The organism is Vibrio sp. 1731 (assembly GCF_033339955.1).
GTDB lineage: Bacteria > Pseudomonadota > Gammaproteobacteria > Enterobacterales > Vibrionaceae > Vibrio > Vibrio alginolyticus.
The window spans coordinates 15568-41773 of the sequence record NZ_JAWOVO010000014.1 but is presented as its reverse complement, the minus strand read 5'-3'; the positions used below and the strand labels follow the sequence as shown (position 1 = coordinate 41773).

Annotated in this window: 22 protein-coding genes; 15 read left to right on the top strand and 7 right to left on the bottom strand. The window is 39.8% G+C overall.

The window, feature by feature from the left end; all coding sequences use genetic code 11:
- Positions 1-114: 114 nt before the first annotated feature.
- The 10 genes from R7035_RS16205 (at position 115) to R7035_RS16160 (ending at position 11602) form a co-directional block, all read left to right on the top strand.
- Positions 115-3030, top strand: a complete 2916-nt coding sequence (locus R7035_RS16205) for a hypothetical protein (protein ID WP_225455763.1) — start codon at positions 115-117, stop codon at positions 3028-3030.
- Between the two features lie 44 nt (positions 3031-3074).
- Positions 3075-3395 carry a hypothetical protein gene (locus R7035_RS16200; RefSeq protein WP_025633960.1) on the top strand — a complete coding sequence of 107 codons (321 nt, stop codon included), beginning with the start codon at positions 3075-3077 and terminating at the stop codon, positions 3393-3395.
- On the top strand, positions 3385-3837 hold the full coding sequence (locus tag R7035_RS16195) for a hypothetical protein (RefSeq protein WP_138058892.1): 453 nt from the start codon (positions 3385-3387) through the stop codon (positions 3835-3837). The genes R7035_RS16200 and R7035_RS16195 overlap by 11 nt, the downstream gene beginning before the upstream one ends.
- The gene (locus R7035_RS16190; protein ID WP_138058891.1) at positions 3786-4661 is read left to right on the top strand and encodes a hypothetical protein; all 876 of its coding nucleotides are present in this window, start codon (positions 3786-3788) and stop codon (positions 4659-4661) included. Before R7035_RS16195 ends, R7035_RS16190 begins: the two co-directional genes overlap by 52 nt.
- Positions 4662-5027: 366 nt before the next feature.
- Positions 5028-6026: a recombinase RecA gene (gene recA, locus R7035_RS16185; protein WP_044129452.1), complete on the top strand. Its 999-nt coding sequence runs from the start codon at positions 5028-5030 to the stop codon at positions 6024-6026.
- A complete protein-coding gene (locus R7035_RS16180; protein ID WP_148299822.1) occupies positions 5998-6618 on the top strand; it encodes a hypothetical protein in 621 nt (206 codons plus the stop codon). Before recA ends, R7035_RS16180 begins: the two co-directional genes overlap by 29 nt.
- Before the next feature lie 136 nt (positions 6619-6754).
- Positions 6755-7657 (top strand): hypothetical protein, encoded by a 903-nt coding sequence (locus R7035_RS16175; RefSeq protein WP_025633967.1) that lies wholly within the window; start codon positions 6755-6757, stop codon positions 7655-7657.
- 11 nt (positions 7658-7668) lie between these two features.
- Positions 7669-9141 (top strand): S8 family peptidase, encoded by a 1473-nt coding sequence (locus tag R7035_RS16170; RefSeq protein ID WP_077202322.1) that lies wholly within the window; start codon positions 7669-7671, stop codon positions 9139-9141.
- 121 nt (positions 9142-9262) lie between these two features.
- Positions 9263-10768, top strand: coding sequence for a 3'-5' exonuclease (locus R7035_RS16165; RefSeq protein ID WP_025633969.1), 1506 nt, complete (start codon positions 9263-9265; stop codon positions 10766-10768).
- Between the two features lie 36 nt (positions 10769-10804).
- The gene (locus tag R7035_RS16160) at positions 10805-11602 is read left to right on the top strand and encodes a hypothetical protein (protein WP_025633971.1); all 798 of its coding nucleotides are present in this window, start codon (positions 10805-10807) and stop codon (positions 11600-11602) included.
- Between the two features lie 214 nt (positions 11603-11816).
- Here the strand turns inward: R7035_RS16160 and R7035_RS16155 are convergent, their stop codons facing one another.
- Positions 11817-12071, bottom strand: a complete 255-nt coding sequence (locus R7035_RS16155) for a hypothetical protein (RefSeq protein WP_203347291.1) — start codon at positions 12069-12071, stop codon at positions 11817-11819.
- Positions 12072-12545: 474 nt separating this feature from the next.
- Here R7035_RS16155 and R7035_RS16150 point away from each other — a divergent pair, with 474 nt between their 5' ends.
- Positions 12546-13796 (top strand): hypothetical protein, encoded by a 1251-nt coding sequence (locus tag R7035_RS16150; protein WP_025633975.1) that lies wholly within the window; start codon positions 12546-12548, stop codon positions 13794-13796.
- Positions 13797-13903: 107 nt separating this feature from the next.
- Here the strand turns inward: R7035_RS16150 and R7035_RS16145 are convergent, their stop codons facing one another.
- Both R7035_RS16145 and R7035_RS16140 read right to left on the bottom strand, forming a co-directional pair.
- Positions 13904-15193, bottom strand: coding sequence for a hypothetical protein (locus R7035_RS16145; RefSeq protein WP_025633977.1), 1290 nt, complete (start codon positions 15191-15193; stop codon positions 13904-13906).
- Positions 15183-15887 carry a S24 family peptidase gene (locus R7035_RS16140; protein WP_054574980.1) on the bottom strand — a complete coding sequence of 235 codons (705 nt, stop codon included), beginning with the start codon at positions 15885-15887 and terminating at the stop codon, positions 15183-15185. The genes R7035_RS16145 and R7035_RS16140 overlap by 11 nt, the downstream gene beginning before the upstream one ends.
- Before the next feature lie 669 nt (positions 15888-16556).
- Here R7035_RS16140 and R7035_RS16135 point away from each other — a divergent pair.
- The 3 genes from R7035_RS16135 to R7035_RS16125 all read left to right on the top strand — a co-directional run bounded on the left by R7035_RS16135 (position 16557) and on the right by R7035_RS16125 (position 19030).
- Positions 16557-17489 carry a hypothetical protein gene (locus R7035_RS16135; RefSeq protein WP_025633980.1) on the top strand — a complete coding sequence of 311 codons (933 nt, stop codon included), beginning with the start codon at positions 16557-16559 and terminating at the stop codon, positions 17487-17489.
- Positions 17479-17910: a hypothetical protein gene (locus R7035_RS16130; protein WP_025633982.1), complete on the top strand. Its 432-nt coding sequence runs from the start codon at positions 17479-17481 to the stop codon at positions 17908-17910. Before R7035_RS16135 ends, R7035_RS16130 begins: the two co-directional genes overlap by 11 nt.
- Positions 17911-18145: 235 nt before the next feature.
- Positions 18146-19030 carry a hypothetical protein gene (locus tag R7035_RS16125; protein WP_025633983.1) on the top strand — a complete coding sequence of 295 codons (885 nt, stop codon included), beginning with the start codon at positions 18146-18148 and terminating at the stop codon, positions 19028-19030.
- Positions 19031-19665: 635 nt separating this feature from the next.
- Here the strand turns inward: R7035_RS16125 and R7035_RS16120 are convergent.
- From R7035_RS16120 to R7035_RS16105, 4 genes are all read right to left on the bottom strand, one after another.
- Positions 19666-19977: a hypothetical protein gene (locus R7035_RS16120; protein ID WP_025633984.1), complete on the bottom strand. Its 312-nt coding sequence runs from the start codon at positions 19975-19977 to the stop codon at positions 19666-19668.
- A 74-nt stretch (positions 19978-20051) separates the two neighbouring features.
- A complete protein-coding gene (locus R7035_RS16115) occupies positions 20052-20573 on the bottom strand; it encodes a hypothetical protein (RefSeq protein ID WP_025633985.1) in 522 nt (173 codons plus the stop codon).
- 15 nt (positions 20574-20588) lie between these two features.
- Positions 20589-23204 carry a DNA topoisomerase gene (locus R7035_RS16110; RefSeq protein ID WP_025633988.1) on the bottom strand — a complete coding sequence of 872 codons (2616 nt, stop codon included), beginning with the start codon at positions 23202-23204 and terminating at the stop codon, positions 20589-20591.
- Positions 23205-23206: 2 nt separating this feature from the next.
- Positions 23207-23812: a transglycosylase SLT domain-containing protein gene (locus R7035_RS16105; protein ID WP_025633990.1), complete on the bottom strand. Its 606-nt coding sequence runs from the start codon at positions 23810-23812 to the stop codon at positions 23207-23209.
- A 118-nt stretch (positions 23813-23930) separates the two neighbouring features.
- Here R7035_RS16105 and R7035_RS16100 point away from each other — a divergent pair, with 118 nt between their 5' ends.
- Entirely contained in the window at positions 23931-26174 is a 2244-nt protein-coding gene (locus R7035_RS16100; RefSeq protein ID WP_025633991.1) for an ATP-dependent helicase, read from the top strand.
- The last annotated feature ends 32 nt before the right edge of the window (positions 26175-26206 follow it).

Below are 26206 nucleotides of genomic sequence, written 5' to 3'. Positions count from 1 at the left end.
TACACAGTATAAATACCACATTAACACACGCGCGAGTTGAAATAAATCGAATTTATAAAGATTATGGAATATAGTAAATATGTCATTTGAGGATAAATAACAAGGTCTAAAATTATGGTTTATAGCTATATCATTACCCGAGATAGAGAGCGTATTGTAGACAACCTAATGGAACACGGTGAGTTTTCTAATGGTTCAATTAAAGGTAAAGAGTTAAGCCTTGATCATCCATTAGCAAATGAGATGGTAGATACCTTAAAACTAGTGCCTCAAGGCATGGCCAATACCTATTACACCCTTCACCATTTGAAACAGCAAGATTGGGATGTGACTCATGAAAATGGTTATGAGAACTCTCTCATTGCGAGCTTTAGTTTAAATGGAAACCTAAGTTCACTTTTAGATAAAGTCAAAAGTGGAGAGGGGTTTAAGGTAGAAACGAATACCTTCCAGGAGTTCATTGAATCGAATCAAGGTATCGATTTAATCGTAGATTTTCAAAATACGATCACTCAGTCTGATTGTTGGACACCCCAAGGAAAATTAAACAACCCATTAATATCGAACTTCACTGTGGATATGGAGCGTCTTTCAGAGTGGCCCGGCATGCTCGAAGCACTAAATAATCTAGGTATTGATTCAACAAATTTAGAAAACGCTATTAGTGAAATTGGTTTAGAGTCTGCTCTGGAGCTTTGTAAAAGACCAGAAGTACTTTTAGCTTATCAATATAGCCAGGGAAGATTTGCAGACTTGCCAAAGAAGAATCTACCCGGTGCAAGATTTATTCAGAATTTAGATTTAGTAGAAATTGCTGAAGAGTACTTGAAGTTCACTACTGCTCAAAAGCTTGAGGGCGTTGAACCAGACTTTAAACAGTTTTTGTTAGAGCAAGGGGAATCATTAAATGACAAAATTGATAGCGCCGTTAAATCACAAGTTTTATCGTTTATGAATGAGATGCAGCTCGATGACTCCAAAGAAAGTATTGAGTTACTAGACGAAACTGCAACAACACTATACAAACAATTAGATCCGCGAAACGAATTAATGGGCTTAAGGTACCACCTTGAAAAATTACTAGACGTATATACAAAAGAATCAGAAGTAGACCATGAAGCTCTATCATTACAATTAAATTTGCAGTTGGATGAGTACAGTGAGAGGGATGCTTTCAATACTTGGTTATTAAACAACATCTTAGAATGCAAGTTAGAGCCGAGTGTAGAACTAAAAAGTAAACATGAAGCTATGGCCTTCCTTGAAAACTCCAATAATGTCACTATTCCGCAGATGATGGCAGCATTAGTACATTTATCTAACCAAGACCTTAGTAAAATACAAGCGACCCTGGATGGTGAGCTTGTTGGGCCAACTAACCATACATCTGAGTATTATGCGGACCTTATTAAAAAATTTGAAGGGATAGTATCCCAGTTATCGGTGGACCAAGGTATTGATGTATCAAAAGCAAAGGAAGATGTATTCAGTAGAATAGTGGAATCTTTATCGCTAAACAAACCTGTTTCGCAAGAAGCTTTGAGCGATAGTTTATCGAATGAATTATACCAGCTAGCTGAGGCTACAAGGTTTTCGCCAATAGGTTCTGAGAAAGCTGACCCCATTCAAAAACTGACCATAAAAGATGTTCGAGCAATCATTTTACCTGAAGCAGTAACTGAGCCTGAAATTATCGATCAAATGTTGGCAATAGAGAAGCTGAGGGAGGAAGGCTTTAAAGGTAAAACTATTCTTTACAGTGAGCTCGAGCGTGATGGTAAAGCTCAAGCTGTACATTCTTTTATAAAACATAATCCTGACACGTTAAGAACAATAGGTGCTGCTCCCACTTCCCAAGTAGATCCTGAGCTGGATATCCCCAAATCAATAAAGATTCTTGAAGAGATTCAGGCTAATCACCCTTACTTAAAGATTCGTGTACATGAAACGATAGATTCAATGAACTTTCTTAGTAATGATCTGAAAAGTTACAGCTCTACACTCGCTGGGGTTGCCCACAATGGTGAAATGCATGTGAATCTACAAAGTGAACATAACGCATATGAGTCAGGACTTCGAAAGACTATTGCACATGAAGCGGTACACTTGGGATTTAAGAAGATGTTCACAAACTCCGAGTATGTGGACCTTATGGAGACTGTTTGGCAAAACATTTCCACTGAAGACAAGGCTACAATAAAACAAAACTATGGGCACCTTGATGAAAACAAGCCTCTAGATAGACGTAGCCTTGCGGAAGAATGGTTAGCTATGAAGGCTGAAAGTATTGATCTAAGAGATATTGATCGTATACAGCCAGTTATTAAGGTTTCATTGGTTAACAAGCTCCAAGGGTTTAGGGATTCTGTTCTCAAGAAATTAGGCAAGGTTACCGAGACCTCTTTAAATGTGGATGAGCTCCTGGTAAACGCGATTAAAAAGGCTGGAGAGTTCAACCAGTTCATTGATGGTAAAGTAATTGATCAAGGTTTGGTCGTTAGAAAAACAGGTTATGTTGAACATGAGCATCAGTCGTTTGACCTGTATCGTGGTTATAAAGCGAATTTAGACGCTGGTAGAAATTTATCTACAGAGGTGCAGATTGCAGCTAAACAAGACTTTATCCATAAGTACTCGAACAATGGGCACATTAAACTCTTAAATATCACTTTCGATAATAATAATGAACCCAAACTTGAAGGTAGTCAGTTAAGCCTACCGTACTCTGCAAACCCCAAGGACCTTCTTGAGATATTAAGGCAGGTTGAGGTAAGTTCGTGGACAGGTAAACCATCTTTGCATTCTAACATAAGTACTGAAATAGAAGCTGTTGACAGGGCTGAAGCAACTCCACCAGCAGTTGTTAAAGCCAAGCTTGGTAATATAGTTAATGAGTTCACTATAGATACATCTGTGAATAATGAAATTCTCAATAAGCTTTCTGGACCAGTAAAAGACAAGTGCAAACAAGTAGACGAAAAAGTTAAACAAGAGGTTGACACTGATATGAATTTAGGAATTGGATTTTAAATTGTATATGCTGTAACCTATTATAAAACAACAGGAGGCTTCCTATGGTTGCTGCAATTGCTCTTCTTCCATTACTTGGTGTTATAGCGGCTATTTTTTGGGGGTTGAATATGTACTACACACTCGTTCCTAACTGGTTAATTCCAGTAGTGTGCGTCGTGGTAGTCGCCTCAATATTCCAAATTAAGGTGACATACAAAGAACTAAATGAATCGGAAATAGATAGTTTTATTGGGCGGTTCTTGTTCTCAATACATCGAACAGTTCGACAGTATATGAGAGCGGCATTTATGCCAGTTGTACCTGATTTTAGTTTTGTAAAACAAACCCTCAATATCATGACGAAACGAAAAGATGATGAATAAGAAATTAATGTTAGCTGTAATGTTGAGCGCCTCCCTTTTCGGTTGTGCTCAAAATGATAGTCTTGATCCAGTATTTGGTTTTACTGGTGAATATGGTGCTGGTGGTACAAGAATCCCTAATAATCCAGCATACTTAGTTGATCCTGGGTTAACTACTGAAACTGAACTATTTAAGATATTCGGTGAGCCCCAACTAACCCAAAGTTTCCCATGGGGTAGAGTAGTTACTTATAGATATTGGGAAAATAAAATTGGGTTGCCGATGTATGAAGAGTATGTTGACTTTGTTTTTAACGATAGAGGTTTCCTTGATAAGGTGGCAACCTATTCTCAAAGGGGCTCTAAGCGGGTTGAAACAAATCAATCCAAAATGATAGAGAGAGAAGAAGAGTGTCCAAGTCACTACACAGTGTGCCAGTCATACGAAAACTTCAGTCATTAGAATCCTCACTTCATGCGTTTGCTCACTCCTTAGAGCAAACGTACTTTAACGTTCAGTTAAACAATCCCTCTGACATCAAACCAATTAAAGCGGTCATTAGAGCTATAACGGCGATCACTTACGATGAATACCAATCAGGACGAGAGTTAAACCAGTTACCTGGAGTGGTCTTCATTCCTGAAGATGTAGTTCCCAAATTACTAGAAGTAAATCATGCCAAAAAGGCATTTTCAGACGCTGTAAAAGAAGCTAAGGCCTCGAGTAAATGCAAAAGCAATACTGCCGCATTGAATTATGTAAGAAAATTATTAACAGAGATAGGCATGCAAAGGGTTCACTTTAAACAATGTGAACGCTTGCTGGTGGTAGAAGAGGCGCTACCTAAAAAAATAGTTTTTTATAACGAATCAAAAGGGTGGGGTAACCAAAAGAAATACTCAAAAGAAGAAGCGCTTGAGTTAGCTAAAGAAATCATTGATAACGGTTCTGATAGCTTTGACATCGTTTCTAAGAAAATTGCAGAGATTTCTGATTCGGAGTTTCTTGTGCACCGGACGCCAAGTCCAACAAGTATTAAAGCGAACATCACTAGATATGTACCAGGAGTGGGAGAGAAAAGTCATTCAAGAGTTGCTTCGTTACCAATATTTGTTGTAACTACCGATATGGATTCAGCGAGAACGGTACTCATTGGTTCTATGGTTTCGATTGAGTCTACCCCAAAGTCTAAAAGACTGGGGTCTAGTAAAGCTCGTAGTAAGTTTGAAGAGCAACCCTATATCTCAACTTTGCGTCTATATCGATATAAGCCCGAATATAGATAGAAAAATTTACAAACCAATCTATAATATATGATATTAAATTGGAGGGTTAGAGATGCACAAGCGTAGAGATAATTTGCAAAAGACGATACTCATTGTTTGGTTTCTGTGTTCTAGCATTGTACTTGGGATTCAGCTATTACCTAGCCCAATTGATAATGCAAGTGCAAGTCAGATAGAGTCAAAAGCCGGAAATCTGGAGCCAGATGACAGCCTGATCAATCTGGATACAATTCTTACCTATATGCCTACCGAAGTACCTCATTCCAGAAATAAACAGTAGCTATAAAATGATTTAATATGGTATTAAATACCATTGACAAACACTTTGCTCAACTATAATATATAACAAAACAGAGCGAGGTAGTTATGGTTACAATAGCTAGCAATAACAGCAATCCTTCACCTAAAAGCGTGGCTCTTGCTGCTGCTTTAGGGCAAATTGAAAAACAATTTGGCAAGGGTGCTGTGCAAAGCCTTGGGGGCGAAGCAACAACTAACAATCTTGACATCGTATCTACAGGCTCACCTAAGCTTGATAAAGCTTTAGGAGTGGGCGGGTTAGCGCGAGGTCGTATTCATGAAATTTTTGGCCCGGAGAGCTCCGGAAAGTCGACATTGGCATTGGAAGTCATTGCTGAAGCACAAAAGAAAGAAAGTATTTGTGCCTTCATTGATGTTGAGCATGCGCTTGATCCTGGATATGCCAAATTAATTGGCGTTAATAGCGAAGAATTGTATGTTTCGCAGCCCAATAGTGCGGAGGAAGCTCTGTCTATTGCAGAAACTCTTGCTCTATCGGGAGCAGTAGACATTATTGTTATCGATAGTGTCGCAGCAATGTGTCCTAAAATGGAGTTAGAAGGAGAGATGGGGGCAGCTAGTATGGGCCTTCATTCGAGGTTAATGTCGCAAGCATGCCGGAAGCTAACAGGTATTCTAAAGAAAACGAATACCATGGCTATTTTCATAAACCAAATTCGTTTTAAAATTGGTGGTTTTGGAAACCCTGAGACAACAACAGGTGGAAATGCTTTAAAGTTCTACGCTACAACGCGAATTGATATTCGCAGAACGGGGAGCTATAAAGTCACCGATTGTACAATGGGTAATGAAACCAGGATTAAGGTTGTCAAAAACAAACTTGCCCCTCCATTTAAACAAGCTGAAACCAAAATATTGTTTGGTAAGGGTTTCGATTACTACGGTGAAGTTCTTGATTTAGGCTTAGATGCTCGAATTATAGACAAACGTGGTACTTGGTACCTTTACAAAAACCTTAAGCTTGGGCAGGGCAGATTGTCAGCGACAGAGGCCTTAGAAAACGACAAAGTCCTTCTTGAAGAGATATTATCTCGGATTAATTAGATTAAGGTATGTTGCGGGAAAACCGCAACATAAAGGCATAATGTTATTTAGTGACTTTCAGAAAAATCTAGACAAATTACCTTTTGATGAATTGCAATCACGGAGAAAGGGGCAGTCTGTACGCTCATTAGCTTATTTTCTTGGCTCAAATGAAGTCGCGATTCAAAAGTACAAAAATAATCCCGACGAACCTGTAAAGGAATCGCATATTCGATGCGTTGATTTTCTTTTGAAAATGCCAAAAGAGCAACAGATCCACATTCTATCTCAGAGTGTAAACAATCCTATCTTAAGCGTTACAGAGTCACAGCGCTGTAAAGTGAAGCATTATGATGCTCTGGAGAGTCGTCTCCTGAAGCTGGGTATGTCGAAGTTAGGGGTGTATTCATTATTGGGTACTCGTAATAGCGTTGTGGATAACGCACGAAAAAAAGGCGCCATGTCAAAAGGCTTGGCAGCGATCGTTGGGTTAACGAGTCGATTTAGTAATGATGAGCTCTTGGAACTAGCTGTCGAATACGAGACATCTGAGCGAAAATTGCCCGCTTTGAAAGAAAAGCTTATGAAAAAGCATTCTAAGTCCTCAACTTAACGACAAAAGTTGAACTGCAAGCTCAAAACGTGAATCTGGATAAGGATAATCTGAGAGCAATCAATAAACTAGCGAAATCGCTGGTTTATTTAGAAAACTAATCTATGTCATTTACGTATAAAAAAAAGGATTTGAAGTGAAAAACTACTTAGCACTCTCGATTTTAGTAGTCCTATCTGGCTGTGGTGGTGGCGGAGAAGGTGGTGGCACCAATAGCAGTAGTGGCGATAAGTCACTTGTACTTACTGTAACAGATCCAACTCAATCACTAGTGGAGAATGGGGAGTCAATAACCGTCCAATTAGAAACAAACTCAAAATCAGATAACTACACTCTTACTGTAAGAGATCCACAGTCGGTTCTCAATCAAATTCCTCTAAGTGAATATGAAAAAAATATTCATTGGTCTGTAAATAAATCGAATTTAATTCTTTCAGCAGATGAATTACTTAAGTCTTCAGGTGATTTGAGCCTCACACTGACACTTGAAGATGGCAGCGAGCAAATATCTACGAACTTTAGCCTTGATATTGTTAACACAAGTCTTAATGAGCGTCTTGAAGTCGCTTCAACGTACATCGATAACAGTGAAGAGATTAAGCAGTTTTCGGAGCTACAATCACTCCAACATGCTTATGAAAAGGTTTTTTTATTGATGGGTCATGGTCAGCTCCCATTTACACCCGAATTTGATGAGCAGGTATACCTGGACAAACTAAACGACATCAAGTTGGCAGTAAGCAAGGTGCATAATGGTGGTATAGAGACTCTACTTGTTAATCCATTATCAAGTTTTGAATCTGAACTAAACGCAAGCGCTAAACAATACATAGATCATCTGAACAAGATTGCCGCAAAAGAGAATAGCCTGAGTGTACTCCCAGCAGTGGATTTCAATGCCTCTTCGACAGGCTATTCATTCTTTAAAGGTAATGTGAACTACGGTCAGTTTACTGAACTGTCAGTTTTCAAGTTCAACCCTGAATTTCAGTTTGTTGAAAATTTAACTGACCCTACTTACGGCAATTGCAGCATTTAAGGACAAATAGAATGAACAAAATCACCCTATCTCTACTAATTAGCGCTGCAGTTTTTAACGGTTATGCTCATGCGAACATTGCAGAACCTATCTTATTTAAAGGAGTCGATCCTTTAGCGATGTCAGACTCAACTGGTTACCACCAGTCACAGTTAAATACCTATTGGGCAGACCAAGACTTACTTAAAGGGGCGAATAGTATTTCTAAGGCCAGAGATACTGCAAAAACCAATAACGTGACACGTGTGGGTGTTATAGATGGAGGCTTTTTAAATACTCCAGAGCTTCCTTTTGTTGATGGATATAGTTTTATCGGAACTGAAGGTTACACAGCAAATTTTGACACACCGATATCTGACCGTGGTGAACACTGCGATATAGGTCATGGCAATATGGTTGCATCACTAATTGGTGCCAACCCTCAAGGGGATGGCGTAAAAGGTGTAGCTGATGTTGAATTGGTTGCAGCTCGAGCACTGAAATGTAGTGAAGCAAAAGTTGAAGACTTAACTGCTGCAATCAAGTGGCTGAGTGGACAAGAGGTTCCTGGTGTACCGCTAATTTCAGAGCCAGTTGATGTTATAAATATGTCGTTAACGTTGCGGAACACAATGTGTGGTGGTGACGTTCAAGACGCGATTCGAGTAGCGCAAGATAAGGGGATTACTTTTGTGGCAGCGCAAGGGAATCGAGGCGTTAATTATGAAACAGGGTTACCAAAAGATTGTCCCGGTGTGATCGGAGTAGGCTCAAACCAATTAGATGGATATAAGTCTGGGTTTTCTAACTTTGATGTTAACGTAGACATTGTTGCTTATGGTGACCGCCTCTCATTGCCGACAATCGTTGATTCGAATAATGATGGAGCTTTGGACTACACCGAAACGGCTGGAACGAGTCTTTCGACACCTCTAGTAACGGGCACAATTGCACTAATGCTCAACGAAAGTCCCGATTTAACTCCTACAGAAATCATTACCATTCTTAAACAATCGACAGGCAAACCAATGGTCGGTGAAGCGGGAAGTGGTTTTCTTAATTATTCTTGTGACAATGGATATTGCGGCTATGGTGTTTTGAATGCATATGAGGCAATGCTTCAAATGAGAAAGTTGTCAGAGGAAGGGGTAGCGTTAAAAAGTCCACTAGCTGGTGAGTGTGATGTAGAGTTTTACTTAGATACTCTCGGTGGTTCTATTGATGTTTGTTCAATGGGGGAGTTTAAGTTAAATGATCATGTCACTAGCGATAACACCAAAATAGAAGTTTATAAAGTTTCAAGCCTTGATTCATTAGATGTGGCAGGTGCTGAATTAGTTACAGACACTACAAATGGAAAACTTATGCTTCCAAATGTGGGTAATGAGCTCTTTGCCTACCGTATGTGTGAAAAGAACTTCGTTGATGAGTACCATTGCTTTAGCGATGAATTAACGCCACTAACGGTTTCTAATCTCGAAAAACCTCACCAATGTAATCTCTAGAAACTGAAATCTAACTAATTGATAAACCCTGGATATTTTCCGGGGTTTATTATATATGATAGTTGACTGCTTTTTGTTTTGCTGTCACAATATACCATATTAAAACGGCTTTGGGGGCAGAATGAAACCAACGTTAGAACAACAAAACGTCATATACAAACCTGTTAGGCTTGCTGTGATCAAAGCGCTTGCAGGAACTGGTAAAACTACATTATTTAGATTGTTCGCGAATGCATATCCAGAGCTAAGAATGCTCTATATTACTTATAATCGTCCGATCGCAGATGCCGCTAATTTACCTCCCAATTGTCTATCACTCACTGGCCATCAGTTAGCATATCAATTCGTAGGAAAATACTACCGCCACAAGTTTGCAGAAAACCTCAGCATGGGGCTGATTAGAAAGCACCTCAGGTGCGACTGGTCCATCGCAAACGGGACTATGGTTACTTTAGAAAACTATTTTTGTAGTGAAGACCAAGAAATAGAAAAAAAACACGCTCCATACAACCCCAAAAATAAAAAATCATTGGATATTCAAGAGCAGCTAGTTTCTAGTGCCAAGCAAATCTGGAATGAAATGCAGTTATTGGAAAGTCCGGTTCCCATGACGCACGATGGTTACCTAAAAGGTTTCTCTATTGCCCAAGTAGATTTGAGCGAGCATTTTGATGTGCTACTTGTAGATGAGGGGCAAGACCTTAACCCTGCAGTGAGAGCTTTTATGAAAGCTCAAACTAATATGAGAGTCTATGTATGTGGCGATGAGTCGCAACAAATTTATCGTTATCGCGGTGCCGAAGATGCACTGAAAGTTCAAGAAAATAGTGGAGCCGAAGTTTTCTCATTAACCCAGTCATTTCGCTTCAATGAACAGGTTGCTACATATGCCAATGCCTTTCTGAACCAACTTGGTGTTCATGAACGGCTTAAGGGGACCGATAATGGCATTATCGAGTCTGTTTTAACTTCAGAAAACGATTTAGATGAAAATCTCCAGATAGCCTATATCAACCGTACGATCGTATTAACGATTGAAGTCGCGATAGAAGCTGACGAACGTGGCAAGAGCATTTACTGGACTGGAGGTTTTAATAACTATCCATTTAACGAGCTCTTTGATTTACTCTACTTGAAGCTAGAGCAGTACGATAAAATACGCTCACGTGACTTTAAGCGTGATTTTACTACATTCGAAGATTTCGTAGAAGTTGCAAAAAAAACGAAAAACATCGATATGGCTAGAATCCTCAGACTTGTCTCTAAATATGATACTGGTTTGTTTGATATTTATGAGAACTTGAAGCGTTCTAAAGTGGATAATATTGAGGCTGCTGAAGTTGTCGTAGGAACTTGCCACAGAACGAAAGGCCTAGAGTTTGACCAGGTGGTGCTAGGGGATGATTTTTGTGACCAATTGAAATTAATCGAGCGTACAGAAGACGAAATTCGAGATGAGTTGAATCTAATGTATGTCGCCATCACAAGAGCCAAGTTACGATTCGTAGAATCCCATCCGTTTCATTCTGTACAACGTTGCTCACAAAACATTTTTGAACTGGCAAGAGAGTTTCAAAAGAACAAAAGAAGTAGCTCAGGCCGTTTTAAAAAGAGACGCCAATCATAATTCTATCGAGATGAGTAAATTAGGAGAAGTAAGTAAATGGCACTATTTGACAGAGAAACGAGAGAGTTGATAGAAAAGTTGATCAATCAGGTTGATGTTGATCTTCGAACCGATTTTAGTATAGGTATCATTTCTAGTGAAAATGAATATACATCTGTCCTAACTGCAGAAATTCGTAATAGGATTAATGCTAGGCTACCGTTAAAATCAGCTGCATTTTCACAGAAGTTGAAATCAAATGAAGAGCAAGCATGGGGCGTTGATGCTTGTGTTTTATTGATTGATTATGACAAGGGAGTCGGGAAACTATGTTTGTTTGAAGCAAAAAGTGATCGGCCAAATTGGGACTATCTGAAACCTAATTATCAACCACCTATCTCTCACTTTTCATCTCAGATAGCCCGTCAGGTAGCACCTAACAAACAAGGATTTGTTGTATGGGAGCAGTTTTATTCCAGCAAACCAAATGGTACACCTATAGGTGACCGAAATCCTAAGGGGTCTACCTGTATTCTCCATCATCTTGCATTCTACCATAATGGTACACCTCCTAATCCGAAAGTTTGGACTGATAATGATATTGATACCCTTGCTCGTGAGTGGCAAAAGGTATCCACAATGGGGGGCCTAGTAAATACGGTTTGCAAATGCAAATTGGGCAAAAGTTTCGATGTTAGTAAACTAGAAGAATTACTCAGTGAACGTATACCTGTGAGGCATATTTTGTTTTTAGAAGGGGGCCGGGCTGTCACAGAAAAAGATAGCTATCATTCTATTGCAAAACAATATCAGGAAAGGTTCCCAGACTATAAAGAGAGCACTGGTAGGCAGTAAGTGCTGATTTATTACTTGGTTTTTTTATCTTAGGTGATTGCTATAACAAGAGCATAATGATTGAAATTCCCTCAATTAGTTAAGTAGACTCGCAAAGTGTAATTCGAACTTTTCCAAATTAGTCAGTTGGTCTTCTCACTTAATGACCAACTGACTAAAAAATAATATGGACTGGATGGCATAGCTTTTGGGGTGCGTTCAGCGTTAGACCTGATTACCTAAGCTTACTGAGCCCGGCACCTAAATGAGAGCCTACTTGTCTTAACTTTTCCTCTTGTTCATGTACCGTGATTTCCAACAACTCACGTTCATTTTCAAGCATGTTGATTCTGTCTTGGCAGTCTTCTACAGCATCGTCATACCCATAGCCGTACATCCTTGCCCCAGTCACTCTGATTAAACCGACTAGCTTTTCTTGTTCGTCGATGTACTTCTCATACTCAGTACTTTGATTATTTACTAAACCCATATTCCCTCCGCTTCATTTCTCTTAGCCTTGTTCGCCCTTGCTCATCGCCAAAAGCCATATCAAACAACTCTCTGGGCGCGAGCTCTTGTACAGTAACTTGTGGTTCTTGACCTGTCTCAAGTTTAGACGTTCGCTTTCCCTTAAAGGGGAGCACATTTGATTTCATTAGTTCTCCTTAAATTGCAATGATTTACCTTGAATGAATGAAACCAATTTATCTTATGGAAAAGCCGTGGACAGTAGCACAAACGCATTAATTCTTGACCTTGACAATTCGTTGAGATTATGGGTGTGAAATGTGTCTGTGATATACATAGATTCCATTAAACAGAACATATTGAATATAAAGAATTAATTTCCAGTTTGGTGTTAGAAAAGTCATAACCTAACGGATCAGTAACTCGATAGGAGTCATTGAAAAAAAAGGTAAATTAGATTAGGTTTGAACTTGTTTTTTTGTTGGAAGTGTAGGTTGTGTCTAGAGAGCTAATTGCCGGATTTAAAAGAAGTTCAGAAAGCAGTTGTTGTGACTTTATTTGCCAAGAGGCTTACAGAGAAGCAATATGCGAGCTTTATCCTGAAGATGTAGCAATTTATAAACAAGCATACGGTCTTCTTCTGGATGCATCTAAAACATGTTTAGAAAGGGTTGAGCTTGAAACTGCATTCTCAGTAAGTGACATAGAACCAGACAAGATCATCGATGGTCCTTTTCATGCATTTGTGTTTAGCGACTATTATTTTGATCTAAACCATTCCGATCGATTTTGGGTTAAAGATATCACTCTGTGTTTACAGCATGAAGTAGAAAGGGCATTAGAGGCTGAGAATTGGGAGGGTGAGAATTTAGAGCAAGAGCTGCAAACAATATCACCTGATTTGGTTAGCATTGCTCAGATGATTGATGAGCAATTTGTCACCGCATTGTCTCCTATTCGAGAATATAAAAACACCTTTTATCACAGGTATTCGCCAACACTTTTCTTTAGTATTTATGATTATAGAGAAGCCTTGCACTACTTCCACCTCCCTTTTGAGAAAAAGAGTGAAGGGCTTTGTTTTTACAGTGCGCCATATACGCTTCATCAGTTCTATCGTGAGTCTTTTGGTTTGGATAACTCTACCAGAAAAAAACTGGTTCCAAAGGAAGCTTTATCTCGGACGTTAGCAAATGAGGAAAGACAATTTACAGTTGAAGAAGAGCACCTCTCTGCTTGGATGGCTCTTGAGTTTTGCGGTTCATCAGACAAAGTGGAACTTATTGATTGGGTCAATATGAGTGTTGATGTTTCTAGGCCTCTTTCCGACAATGAGATAAAGTGGGTAACGGCATGGTTTAAACAATCCCTATATGCCTCTCAAGCAAATAATATCCGAGCTGAAATACAATGCGCTACTTCAATAGAAGAGATTATTAATCTAAACAAGCTGCTAGAATCTATCGGGGGCAGGAAAATAGATGAAACAATAAGTTTGTATCAGTCCAACAACCTTAATTCTCCTCCACGCAGTAAGATTAAAAACTACCTTTGTGGAATGATTTTACACCAAGACCGTTCAATCAACCCTAAAAAACTAACCTACACGGAGTTGGAACAAAACCTCGCTGCTGAACTTTCTGACCTAGGGTATGGCATTGGCTTTTCCGATGAGAGCATTCGTCGCGGATTTAAACTGTATAAAGAAATGATTGAAAAGCAGAAAAAGCGTTACCTTAATGCTTAAACTCGTAATAGGGCAGAAGCAATATAGAACAACCTGTCAGATTTTATCACCCTCAGGAGACCAAACTGACAGATTGCATTCTCACTAATTCACACAACCCAATACATTCAGATACACTTAACCTCAAGTAGCTCATTAAAATCGCTGAAATAATTCTCCAGCTCTAGCAACTTTACATTCCCTGGTCGCTCTGAGTACCGCTTTGTACGTGCTCCAAATTCTATTGTTCCTTTCCCAAAGCGCGTATTAATGCAGTCGATTGCTTTGCTTAATTTATGGTTATTAACATCATGTTCAAATAGATCTGCTTGCTTGTGCTCTGCGTCGATTAAACTAGTAAGGCCAACTCCAACTTTATAAATGCGCGTTTTTGTCGGTTGAGTAGGAATAAGGTCACCCTGAATAGCTCTCAACGTCTTTAGACCTACAGAGGTATCGCATACACCGTAACTTAAGTGTATGCTCCGGCTAGCCTTAAACTGCTCCTGAGGATCGTCATGTATGGATGTGGACACAAATGCTGTTATAGCCAGGGCTTCTGATTTTTGCGCTCGTAACTTAAAAAATGCTTCTGCAAGGTGAAGAGATAATTCCGACATTATGGACTCCCTTGATTGTAAGCGGTCCCGGTATGAGCTGGTGGACCAAATTTGTTGCTTCTTAGGTCGTGTGTCGTTCCAATTGTAGACAGGTGTGCCATTTAACTCATGGACCGTGTTGGCGACGGAAATCGAAAAGGCTTTTTGCATTTTTTTAGGATCTTGGCGAGCTAAATCTAACGCGCTATAAATGCCCATATGAGAAAAGTGTTTAGATAGCTTCCTGCCTACGTTCCAAACCTCTGAAACAGGTACCTTTTCTAATGTCTGAATCAAATTGTCTTTACTAATGACAAATACACCGTTACTACCCTGAAGTTTTTTGGCTGCAAACGAAGCCAGTTTTGAAAGAGTTAAACTAGGACCAATCCCGACTCCTGTAGGAACCCCCGTTGTTTTCCAAATGTGTTCACGCCAACGCCAAGCTTCGCTTTCCAGGTCAATGCCATTCTTCAGTAGCTCCGTAGTCTCCACCCAAGATTCATCGACGCTGTAATGAAAAATGGGTAGCCCCTCGGAAACATCTATAAGTGATTGCTTAAAGTTCCTAGATATCTGCCCTAAGGTATTAAAATTACACTTAAATATTGCGCCATGATGCATGGCAACTTTAGAGTCGATTTCCCAAATAGGAGAGAACTTGGGTATCCCAAATTCCTTTATATTTGCTCCGGCAATACTAATACCTTGGCCTGCTGACACGAGTACTGGTTTCCCTTTTAAACCAGGATGAAATTGAGCACTACTGTGCGCATAAAATCCCGTTCCGTCTATTAGTGCGAATGATTTAACGGCCACGAAGTTCTCTCCGGTAAATTCGGATAGCCATAGAGACACAGCCGTAAATGCGAATTTCGTCACTTGATGATAGATAAACAGATCTGAACTTTGGGTTGTCGCTGTATGCTTTTTTCAGTCTTTTGTTCAACCTCTTACATACCAATTCACCATTTAAAGCCATGATAACGGGATGATCTTCTTTAAATGAGAGGCTGCGGTTAAGGAGTAGCAAATCTCCGTTATCAATGATTGGTAACATAGACTTACCGTTTGCACGCATCAATACACATGTATGTTGTTGCTCAGGAGGTATTAATAACTCATGAAGGTCGAACTCTTTCAATGAGTTATGTATAGGTATCGAATGGCCTTTTCTGTACCAATGAAAACGAGCAGATACAACGCCTTGAACTACAATATCTTCTTGCTTTTGTATCTCTTGAAATGACACAAGAGCGTTTTCGCCAAGGTATTCAACCAAAATACAGTCGTTTGCTTCAGGTTGTAGGCTTGAGTCAACAAGCAGGTAATCGCCATCTGAAATACCGAAGTAAGGTACATCTTGATGAGCAACAGTTAATTTGGTTGCGCTAGGATGATGAACTAGCTGTTTTGACAATGACAGGGATTTACGGACACTCCCGCTTGTTGGGTCTTCAAAGCCTGTTATGCCGCAATTTATTGACTGATCAAATATTTGTAAAACACCCATTTTAAAAACACGTCTGACTGCTGTATGTATATACAGTAATTATATATCCAGCTATGTACTGGTGCAATGTAAGGAAGAGCATGAGCTATTGGGATGGTTAGATGGCCTGGTGCACATCTGTGAACCATAGGTTTTTGAGTATACGATTCATGAGCAAGGAGAGACACTGTAATTGCACTATAGATTCGAGTAGTAAGGTATAAGCCCGGTGGTATGGTAAGGTTTTGTAGCACCATAATGCAGCGTTAAAAGAGAAAATGGAGGCTTCATTGAGCGTAAAAAAAGACAATCACTTTTTACCTGAGATGTATCTAAAAAATTGGTGCAACGAGCAGGGTAAGGTATTCCACTATAGGAAAGTTGTTCAACACGAGAATGTGCCATTATGGAAGGACTACTATCCATCAGCGATCGGTTACCATACACATTAAAGCAACTCAGTGGTCTGAGATGAATAGTATCGATATCATAAATTACATACCAATTTGGGAACTATTCTTTAAAAGCTTTCTACTTGAGTTCAAGTTGATGTGATTTAGGTTTCAATGTGAACATTTAACTAGCCATAATGGCTTTTCTGGCAGTTAAAGCGTAAATCGGCATTGTTGATAATGATAACGTATTGAAAATATTGATATAATCATATTTTTATAGTGTAAGTATGATCCTATGAGATATGAATCTGCCCCTGTTACCCCAGAAGAAAGACGAGAAACCACAAAAGAGCTCTTCGCTCGTCAGCAACGAGAGCGTAGAGCTGAATTAACTCCTTCAGCAAGCGATGAAAAAAGATGGGCAGAAAATCGTGAGAGGGTTCTTAGAGATAGAGAAAAAGCAGGGTTAGGACCTACTTCTCTAGGATTGAATGCTCCTCAGCTTCTCAGTGACTCAATAGGATTACAGTGTTCACTTGGGGATGAAATGGCTAAAAACCACCAGCATGTGTTAATTACAGATTTAGAGGATGCACATAAAATATTACATAACGTTTGGCTGGAGTCTGGTAAGGATGTCGCTGCTATCGCCTTGAGCATTAACACCGCTAAGTCTTGGTTCAATCACACAGAGCCTATGTTTAATGCGATATCAATTGCTAAACAGTTTGGCGATCTAGGCGTTAAAGCTGATTTGGTAGAAAGTCGAGGTAAATTATTTGTCGCATTTTCAGGGACAAACGAGAATGGCAAAGTGCTACGGCATGCGTTTGTCAATGGTACTCGGCTTAATATGAATGGTAAGAAGTACCCTCTAAATTCATTTAAGTCGGTGCAAGCAGGCTTTAGTCCTCAATCTAGAACTGCAAACTTCAAGGGTGCGGGTGCCTTAACCTTTGTGGTGTCCGCTAGTCTAGCCACCAGCGACTTAGTTTTTAAAGACGACTATCACTTAGTGGATTGGTTTGGCAATGTAGGTGCCGATATGTTCAAATTCATGTTGCAAACAGCAGCTGGTGAAGTTCTGTTATTTGCTACGGCAGCTCTGGGAGCTCCCGTAATGGTTGGTGCGCTATTTGTTACAGCAACATATGTCTTAATTGAGGTTGTTTGGGGTGAATACAAAGTTTCTAATCAAGTCGTAAGGATGCTTGAGAATGTCACATAAAACAAGATTACGTTTGGCTGGTATCTTTGTTCTTTTGTTTGGGATAATTTGTTGGGGCTATCCATCTTATGTAGTCTATAGAGACTATCTTGAACTATTGAATAAAGCTGACACTGTTCAGCTATCCGTTCTAACTCTGTGGGTGCCGATTGGATTATTAGGGGCGTTAGGTTGTATTTTTTTTATGGCCCCAAAAGCTATGTTGTGCGGAAAAAAAATTAATGAAGTTTACTCTCAAAGCGCAATGCAGCTAGCTAATAAAATCTGTGTTTATTTTGCCTTGGCTGGTGTAGCCTTTGCCGCTGGCTGGACGTATCACTCAATTGACCTCTTACAAAAGTATGGGTATGTATACAGTCGAGATTTAACCAATATCACTCCTACGGGAATACATTTGAAATACGTTAGAGCAACTCATTGACCAAGAACGTCTCTAATCCTCACTAAGAACTCTTCTAACAAGCGTAAGCTTACTACTTACGCTTGGTCTAATTCCTTCCGAGAGCTCCTCAACCTAATCGGCTATCTAGAGCATAGACACGAAACTATGAACCTCTTAGTTGACTGTGGTTGAGTATCGCGCTCATTATGCATAGAAACGAGTACAATTTGGTAACCTTAAGCTTTAAAAAATTGTTTACTAGGAGTGGTACAACATGGATAAAGAACTATCTGGGGTAGAGAAGCTTCGTGATGGGGCCAATTATCTTCGCAAAGTTATCGGTATCAGTACTGAATTTCTTAGCTCAATACAGAAAAGAATGGGGTCTCCCAAAACTCTCTTGGATACTTTTGTAAGAGTATACTTTTCTACCTTTGGTTGTATTTTGATCGGGGTGTATTTCGTGATGATGATATTAAAGCCATGGTTTGATGGTGGTGGAAATTGGTCATATGTCCAAGAAGTTTGGTCTCATTGGCAAACTCTGAATGCAGCAATGATTGCTTTTACAGCAAGCTTATTGGCGGTTTATGCAGCTAAATATCACGAAGAACAGAATCGAGAGAGCCAACTTTTAGCAGCAAGAGCATTGTTACCTCAAACTCTGTCTGACTTAACTAAATACACAACTGAGATGGCTAGCTTCTACACCGAATCAATTGAATTTTGGAAAGGTATGCCGAAAAGAACAGGTAAGAAGCCTGTACCACCGAAACTAGATTTGGCCAATACAACAGCCATATTCACAAAATGCATGGAAAACGCAGACATAGATGTTGTTCTGGTAATGGCAAAAATACTAAGTAAGACTCAGTACTTATCCGCTAGAGTAGAAAATGAATATGAGAATAAGCAGTCGAGCCGTAGGCCTAGTTGGAGAGAAGATGCGGAATATCAACTAGTTGAGCTGGGAGTATTACAAGCTAAGGTAAATAGAATGTTTGATTATGGTAGATATTTGCAAAGTAAACTTGACCTCTCCGAATTTAAAAGTGATGAAATAGCCCAAGGTCTTTTAAACTTAAAGATTTCTCGAGCCCAATACCCAAATGTGTATAAGAAGTTAGAGCACACGGACTTAACATTTTTGTCTAAATAATGTACACACCTTAAGAAGTGTGTACATACAAATGGATTAGTCTCTAAAAAACTCGACTAGATACATTAACCCTTTGATACATATGTGTGGATTGAGTTTGAATACCGAGACCATTGCTTTCCATACTCTCATAATCAGATAGATAAACCTTTGTGGGTACATATTAATCACCATTAACTATTGAACAAGAAAATTGCCAAATAGGCTACTGGTGATCTATAGTCTCGTGTGTCAGGTGTCGAGAATGATACCCAGCAGCCATAATGAGTAGTTGCAGCTACTCGATTTGGCTTCTCTCTTAAACCCTGCCTATGGTGGGGTTTAAGTGATTTTGAGCTCCAGTTTAATATCACGAAAGAAACTAAGCACAGCTACTATTTGCTTCCATGCACTGAACTACTTGAGCTCACGGGTATCAAGATAGTGCGATAAAAAAAGTTTATCAAGGTGCAGTTCGAGGATCATTTGTGGATAAATAGCAAAATTCAAAATATCAGTCAGTGAACACTAACTAACTGAATAAGACCCTGTCTATAAGTCCAAATTACGGTTTGTTAATTCGATTTAGAAATAACCGCACCTAAAAATATTTATCTTGACAATTAAGAAACCACCCAAAATATAGTTGTGCCGTATTAACTACCTTCAGATGGGGGGCTTACTCTCTTAAACATAAAAGGATAAGGTGTGAACGCATCCCCTTTTCCTACATTTGGTCCACTCACTTCCCAAACCCCTTCGAACTCACTCGGTTCCTCGACCTTTAGGTAGTTATTCGGGTTTTGTTCCACATCATCTTTTGAACGTTGTGAAGGTGTTGGGAGGAAGTGAGCAAGCTTGCGATTTTCAATCTTAGGCGGGTTCAGAATAAACAGGCTACCGCTCTCATCTAAGTAACCTTCCACGTTCCCAATGTTTGTTTTTAATATCGTAGTCACCTTGTGCATAGATCTTCCTAGTTAGTTGATTTGCCAATACTGATAATGTCCTCCAGCATTTAACACCATTAACTCTAAATCTTCTATCCTTGGATATCTTCTTTAAATTCCCATCTCGGTGAGAATCGGAACTCTACCGACCAGCAATCTGAGGAGATAATGAAAGCTTTCCATACAGCTAAAGGGTATTGGCCTGATGCTCGGAAATTATTCGTGAGGTTATTTCTGACGAAACGGATCAATCTATCAATCTGGTCTTCGCTTGCTGTGTCGAAGCTAAGCGTAATAGAGAGATTGTCATAGTTAGGTATGTCGGCAGAACCTCTAAAGTCTAAATTAAGCTCGTCTACAAGTAACTTTAGTTCGGTTAAGAAGCTTTCGAACTTTTCCTGGTTGGTCTCCGCAAAGACTGACTTGGCGAACGCAGAGATATTAGTGTGATTGTCCACTAATAAATCTTCCCCATTAGCATGGAGAAACCCTCTTATCATCGGGACTAAATCATCCGGTGCTAAAACTTTTTGGTCATTATAAAAGTCAGAAGTTAGGAACGCCTGTTTATACTTTTCGAGAATATTATACCTTTTGAGAATATCATTCATCATATCTACTTGAACCCCTTATTTTGATGCTGTAGCAATCATTGCTTTCATACGGCTAAGTATGTTTTTTGCTCTTTCGTCATTTTCTAATTCACTAGCAGGAACCCTAACGTTTAGCTTTTTAGCCAGCTCGTTAATAGCAGCAATAGTCTTTTTACTTGGTTTCTTAATACGTTTTGCCTCTTCTACATATTTAGATAGTAATTTGGCGTTACTAATCGCTTGAGAAGGAATTTTCAGGCCAGTCTTCGATTCCAACTGTTTTGCGTAATCAAGAAACTTTTTAGATGGAGTACTTGGGACATCATCTTCGTGAACTTTTATAAATTCTAGAGCTTTACCAAAGTCAGTCATTTTAAGCGCTGGCGGCTGGATCTTTTTGAAAGAGCATATTTGTGAAATCTTTCTTCGCATAGCGTCAGTTACCAACCAAGGGTGCTCTCGTAGCCATTGCCTCGCTTTAGCCTCACTTGCTAAGGCCTGTCTGGGCATTGGTAGTCCGAGCCCTTTACAACGCTTCTGAAGTTTATCTTTGGTTTGGTTTGAAAGTGGCATGTTAGGATTCACACCGTCTCTTGGTGTTTTATCAAACAGGTTTTTATTCAGGAAACCTATTAGCTTTTCAGTATTTTCAATTTGAGTGTTTATAAATTCCAGAGACGCTGCTTCTGCTTCTCGTTGAGGGAGTTTACTCATGTCAGAAAGTTTGAGTTCCCATTTGGCAGTAGTACCAGGGCTTTTATATGAATCAGGTAGTGCCTTATACAATTCAATCCCTTTTGGGGTGATATCAATCGAAGGGTTTTTACCCTTGCTAGTATACGCTACGAACTCACGCATTAAGATAGTTGCGATTTGAGTTGGCCTAGTAGCTGGTGTCCCAATGCCTTTTGATTCTTTGAGTGAATTCCTAAGAATAGGATTAGGCTCGAATTTTGCCGCATGGTACATCGCAAAAAGTAGTGAGGCCTCAGTGAAGAGAGGGGGCTTAGTTGTAGTAGACTCCTTTAGCTCAACATCTGGAATTGAAACATTGCTTTTGTCTAAATCGTTTAAGCTGATAGTTTGGACGGTCTCTTTACCTTTAAAGTAATGTTCCCACCCAGTTTCTATACAAGATCGCTTTGTGATCTTGAAACTAGATACCGGTTCTCCAAAAAGCCCATGGGTATCGAATTTTAAAACCCCTTCTTGAACTAAATATTTTGATGGAGGTAAATGTGCTTGCAAGTAATGCGACGTAATTTCTTCAAAGACCTGAAGATCTAGCCCCTGTAGCTCTCCTGGTTTAGGTATAACAACAGGAGCTAGAGCATCGTGTATTTTATCTCCTGGCGTATAGCAGCTTGGTTTGAAACTTGCGCAGGTATCGTCTTGTCCCGTTTGAATGGCAGCGATTTTAAGGGCGGCTTGGCCAAATTGGTCCCATTTTGCTAGTTGAGTACATTTGTCCGCAATATCCCTAGGGTTGTAATCTTTGTCAGAAATCTCTTGTTCTTCACCTCTTGGGTAAGTGATAAAACCAGAATCGTATAGGCGTTGTGCTGCATTGAGGACATCAGTGGCACTAGCGTTGCTAATCAGACTCTGTAGTTTGGTCAGTGATAAAGGCTTTGGTGGGGCAGAAGTCGCCATACTTTCATTTATATCTAAATCCAATATGCACGCTTGCTTAAGCCTTTCCGTAAAATCCATCATAATAGATTTGTCGATATAAAGAGGTTTAGGTCTATTGTTTATGGTTAACTCCTCGACTTCTTCCTCAGACATATCAGGCGATATTTTGGATGCTAGATTTTTTTCATCCCACTTTACGCCAGGGATAGGGGAGTCATAGTCGGAGTCTTTTATCTCTGGAAGGTATCGGCCTTCAAAACTTACAGCGCCGTTACACCTGATCAGCGGTACCGGACGAAAGTGAGTTACAGATTTAAAGTTTGCTCTTTCTTGATGACGATGGTAAGTAAAACCTACAACAGTCGACTGAACTCGACCAACAGATGTCGTTGAGCTTTTCTTATCCCCTGAGCCTAGGTACTTTCCAAGCATTCCCCTTCTTGAGTAATAAGTGTAGGTGGCAGTTAGAACCATGGCTGCGTAATCTGCCATACGACGACTAGACCCAGCTAAATATTCGCCGTAGTATTGAGATGCATCGACCATTTCATCGAAAGAGGTTTGTATTGCATCCTTGGATAACCCCTTTGTTAACCAAACTCGTTTTAATGGGCCATCGTATTTAAGGAAATCTAAAATGCTACGGTATATGACTTCACCTTCTCGGTCTGGGTCTGTAGCACCAATGACTAAAGTCGCTTTGTCGACATACTGTTTAAGTAATTGGATTCGCTCTCCTGGTTTTCTTGCCGGGTATCCGTCACGAGCTGGTATGTCCGGACAAACTTTATAAGGAACCTTGCGAGGGATGCGTTCGTGAGTACGTGGATCGTTCCAACTGAAGTTCTGTATTTGCTCTGTAGGGGGAGACAGTTCGAGGAAGTGACCTGCGGCATACCAAAGGATCAGTTCTTGCCCTTTGTAGAAGCCTGAATATAATCCACCTTGCTTTCTAAGATTCAAAGCTGATGCGATCTTTTCAGCTTGAGAAGACTTCTCTGCAATAGCGACCCACATGGCTATTCTCCTAGTTTATTGACTGCGTGTATTCGGTGAGAAATCCAACGACCATACTCAGATTCAATATCAGCAAAGTGCTTCATTGCTTTCAGGCGGTACGAGTAATGAAAATATTTATTGTCTGAAGTTGCATATCGATGGTAGTTAGCGAGGCCTTTAAAAATGTCATTCGTTGCGTTTAATCTTCTGGCCAGAATGACACCACCAATAAATAGATTTGCACATACATCATCTCTGACGTCTTCCCAGTTTATAGTCACACCAAGCTTACGAAACTCTTGATCCCAAACCTTAGGGTTAACTTGTATTATTCCTAAATCACCAGAACCGTTCTTGGCTTTCTGGTCAGCTCCTGGCCAACCATTCTCGCTTCTCATGATTGTACGTATGTATTTAGGATGTATATTGTTTAGCTTGCTAGAGATTAAAGTACACTCTTCAATCTCACCTTTGTAAGTAAGAAGTAAATCTCGTTTACTTTTCCACGGCATGGCTTTGTACAGCCCCGTGTCGCCATGCTCTATTACATATTCGTAATAAGACCTTTCCGGTTCTTTAAGTTGCTCAAGACCGTCAGCTGCTGTTACACCCAAAAATTCAAACATAGACGCAATCCTCCGTTAAATGAAATATATCATTTAGCAACAAAAAACAATAGACTAAAGTTGACTTTGAGGTTGAATTAAAATACCATATATAAACACTTAAATGGGAGGGATGAGAATGAAATTAACCGCGAGTCAGTATGAAGGAGTCAACACGACTGGAGTACCTTGCATGATTAATGCGGGGGCAGGTAGTGGTAAGACTCGCGTTATTGTGGAGAAGGCCGCGACATTCATTGAGTCAGGCTTGGAACCCTGTCGACTTTGTGCCATAACCTTTACCAAGAAAGCTGCTGCGGAAATGTTAGAGCGTCTTTACTTACGTATAGGTATCAAAGCTTATCAAGCTGTTATCTGTAACTGGCACTCCTTTGCACTAAACCAAGTCATAAAACCTGCCATCAAAAAGCAACACCCATATTTTGTAAAGTGCGGTTATACATCGAGTGACTTAGTTATCTTGGATGAAACTGAGTCCCTTACACTAATAAATGAGTCAGCTAAGAAAACATTATCGAACTCAGACTATGAGTTCTTAAAAGAGCACGGTGGTGCAAAGTATGTTCAAAACTTCATGGGGCTATCCTTGTCCTATGGTCGTGGTCCTAAGTCTGAGTTCGAGCACCAGTCCAAAACCAACCCAAATCTGACTTTTGATGAGAAAGCCTTGTTAAGCCATTGCGTTTGTATCTGGAAGGTCTACTACAGACGAATGATTGAGCTGAATGCTATTGATTACGACCACATTCTCGTCCATGCGGTAAAAATTCTCACACATGATGTAGGTTTTAGAACCTGGTTGCAAAACCAGTTTAAAGCAGTACTTGCCGATGAGCATCAGGATGCTAACCCAGTCCAAGGCTTATTGTTAAAACTTATTGTTGGTCAAGGCAATAACCTAACTATGGTTGGTGATGAAAAACAAAGTATTTATGCTTTCAGGGCTGCAGATGTCGGTCAGTTACTAAATGCTCAAAAAGAATTCGGAGACATGAAGATTGTTCAGATGGGAGAGAACTTTCGATCAACTGAACAAGTTGTAAATGTGGCCAATGCTATTGCTGACTTAATGCATGAAGACCAAAAGGTTACAGACGGACATATGATAGCAATGGCAAATATTCAGGGTGATAAGCCAATTGCCCGACAATTTGCCAATGACAAGGATGAGGCAATTACGACAGCCAATGAGATTAAACAGGCTATCGAATCTGGTGAATTAAAACCAGAAGAAATTGCCATTCTGTATCGTTCAAAAGTAATCAAAGACCCAATTGAAGCTCAACTTATTGAGCATGGGGTAGAATACCGAGTTGTTGGCGACAAGGATTTCTTTGATAGTAAAGAAGTAAAGGACTGGAGTGCATTCCTACGTTTCTGTGCTAATGAGAAGGATGTTATGGCTGCTTCACGTGTCATTGATGCAGCAAGCCTTAAAACTAAGGGCGTAACTATGCGCCAAAAGCTCATTGATAAAAACCTAACAGTTATTGAATACTGTAAGTACATGACCACGTATGGAACTGTAAAATCTCAAGATAGAAAGCTTGGATTTGCCTCTTTGTTGGAGTGCCACTCAATTATCAAAGAAGCATTGTTCGAATGCGGTTCAATCACTGACTTAGCAAAAATAAATAACTATGAACTTAGTGATTCTGAACTGAGAAATAAGTGGGGAGAAGTACTTTCTGGCTTAGAGGAAGGTTTGCATCAAATCTGGGTCGAGCTGTTCAAACCCAAAATTATAGATAACGCTAAGAAGAAGTATAAAACTCAAGAGATGACAGCAGAAGTAATCTCAGAAGTTAATAAAAGAGAGCAAAACGTCATTACCTTAACAAAGCGCCTTTTTGCTTTCACTGAGGTTCATGGACACTTACATGATTGTATCAAAGAACTTAACATGCTGGTGGATTCTGGTGAGCAAGGGGCTAGTGCGGTTCAGTTAATGACAGAACACGCTAGTAAGGGCTTAGAGTTTAAGCGTGTATATGTCATTGGCTGCGAAGAAGAAGCACACTTCAAAGGTAATGAGAAAGACAATGTTCATGAAGAGCTTAGGCTATTCTATGTGGCCACCACTCGTGCAGAAAAGGATCTAATTTACTCATATGCACAAAGGCGCTTAGTTCACGGTGAGTTCAAGACACGGAAACCTCTACAATTTCTATGCGCTCTTCCAGTAGACCTTCTTTACTGGGAGTCTTCAATATCACCCAAAGTAGCGTATGAAAAAAGTAATAAAGAAACCACTACAAAACGAACAGGAAATCCTATTCAAATGCTGGCTAGAGGACAGTTACCACACCCCAAGCTAACAGTAGAGGTAAAGGAAACTAGAATCGAAGGATTTAAAATATAGGGTTAATGAGGGAATCAGCACTTGTAGTATGG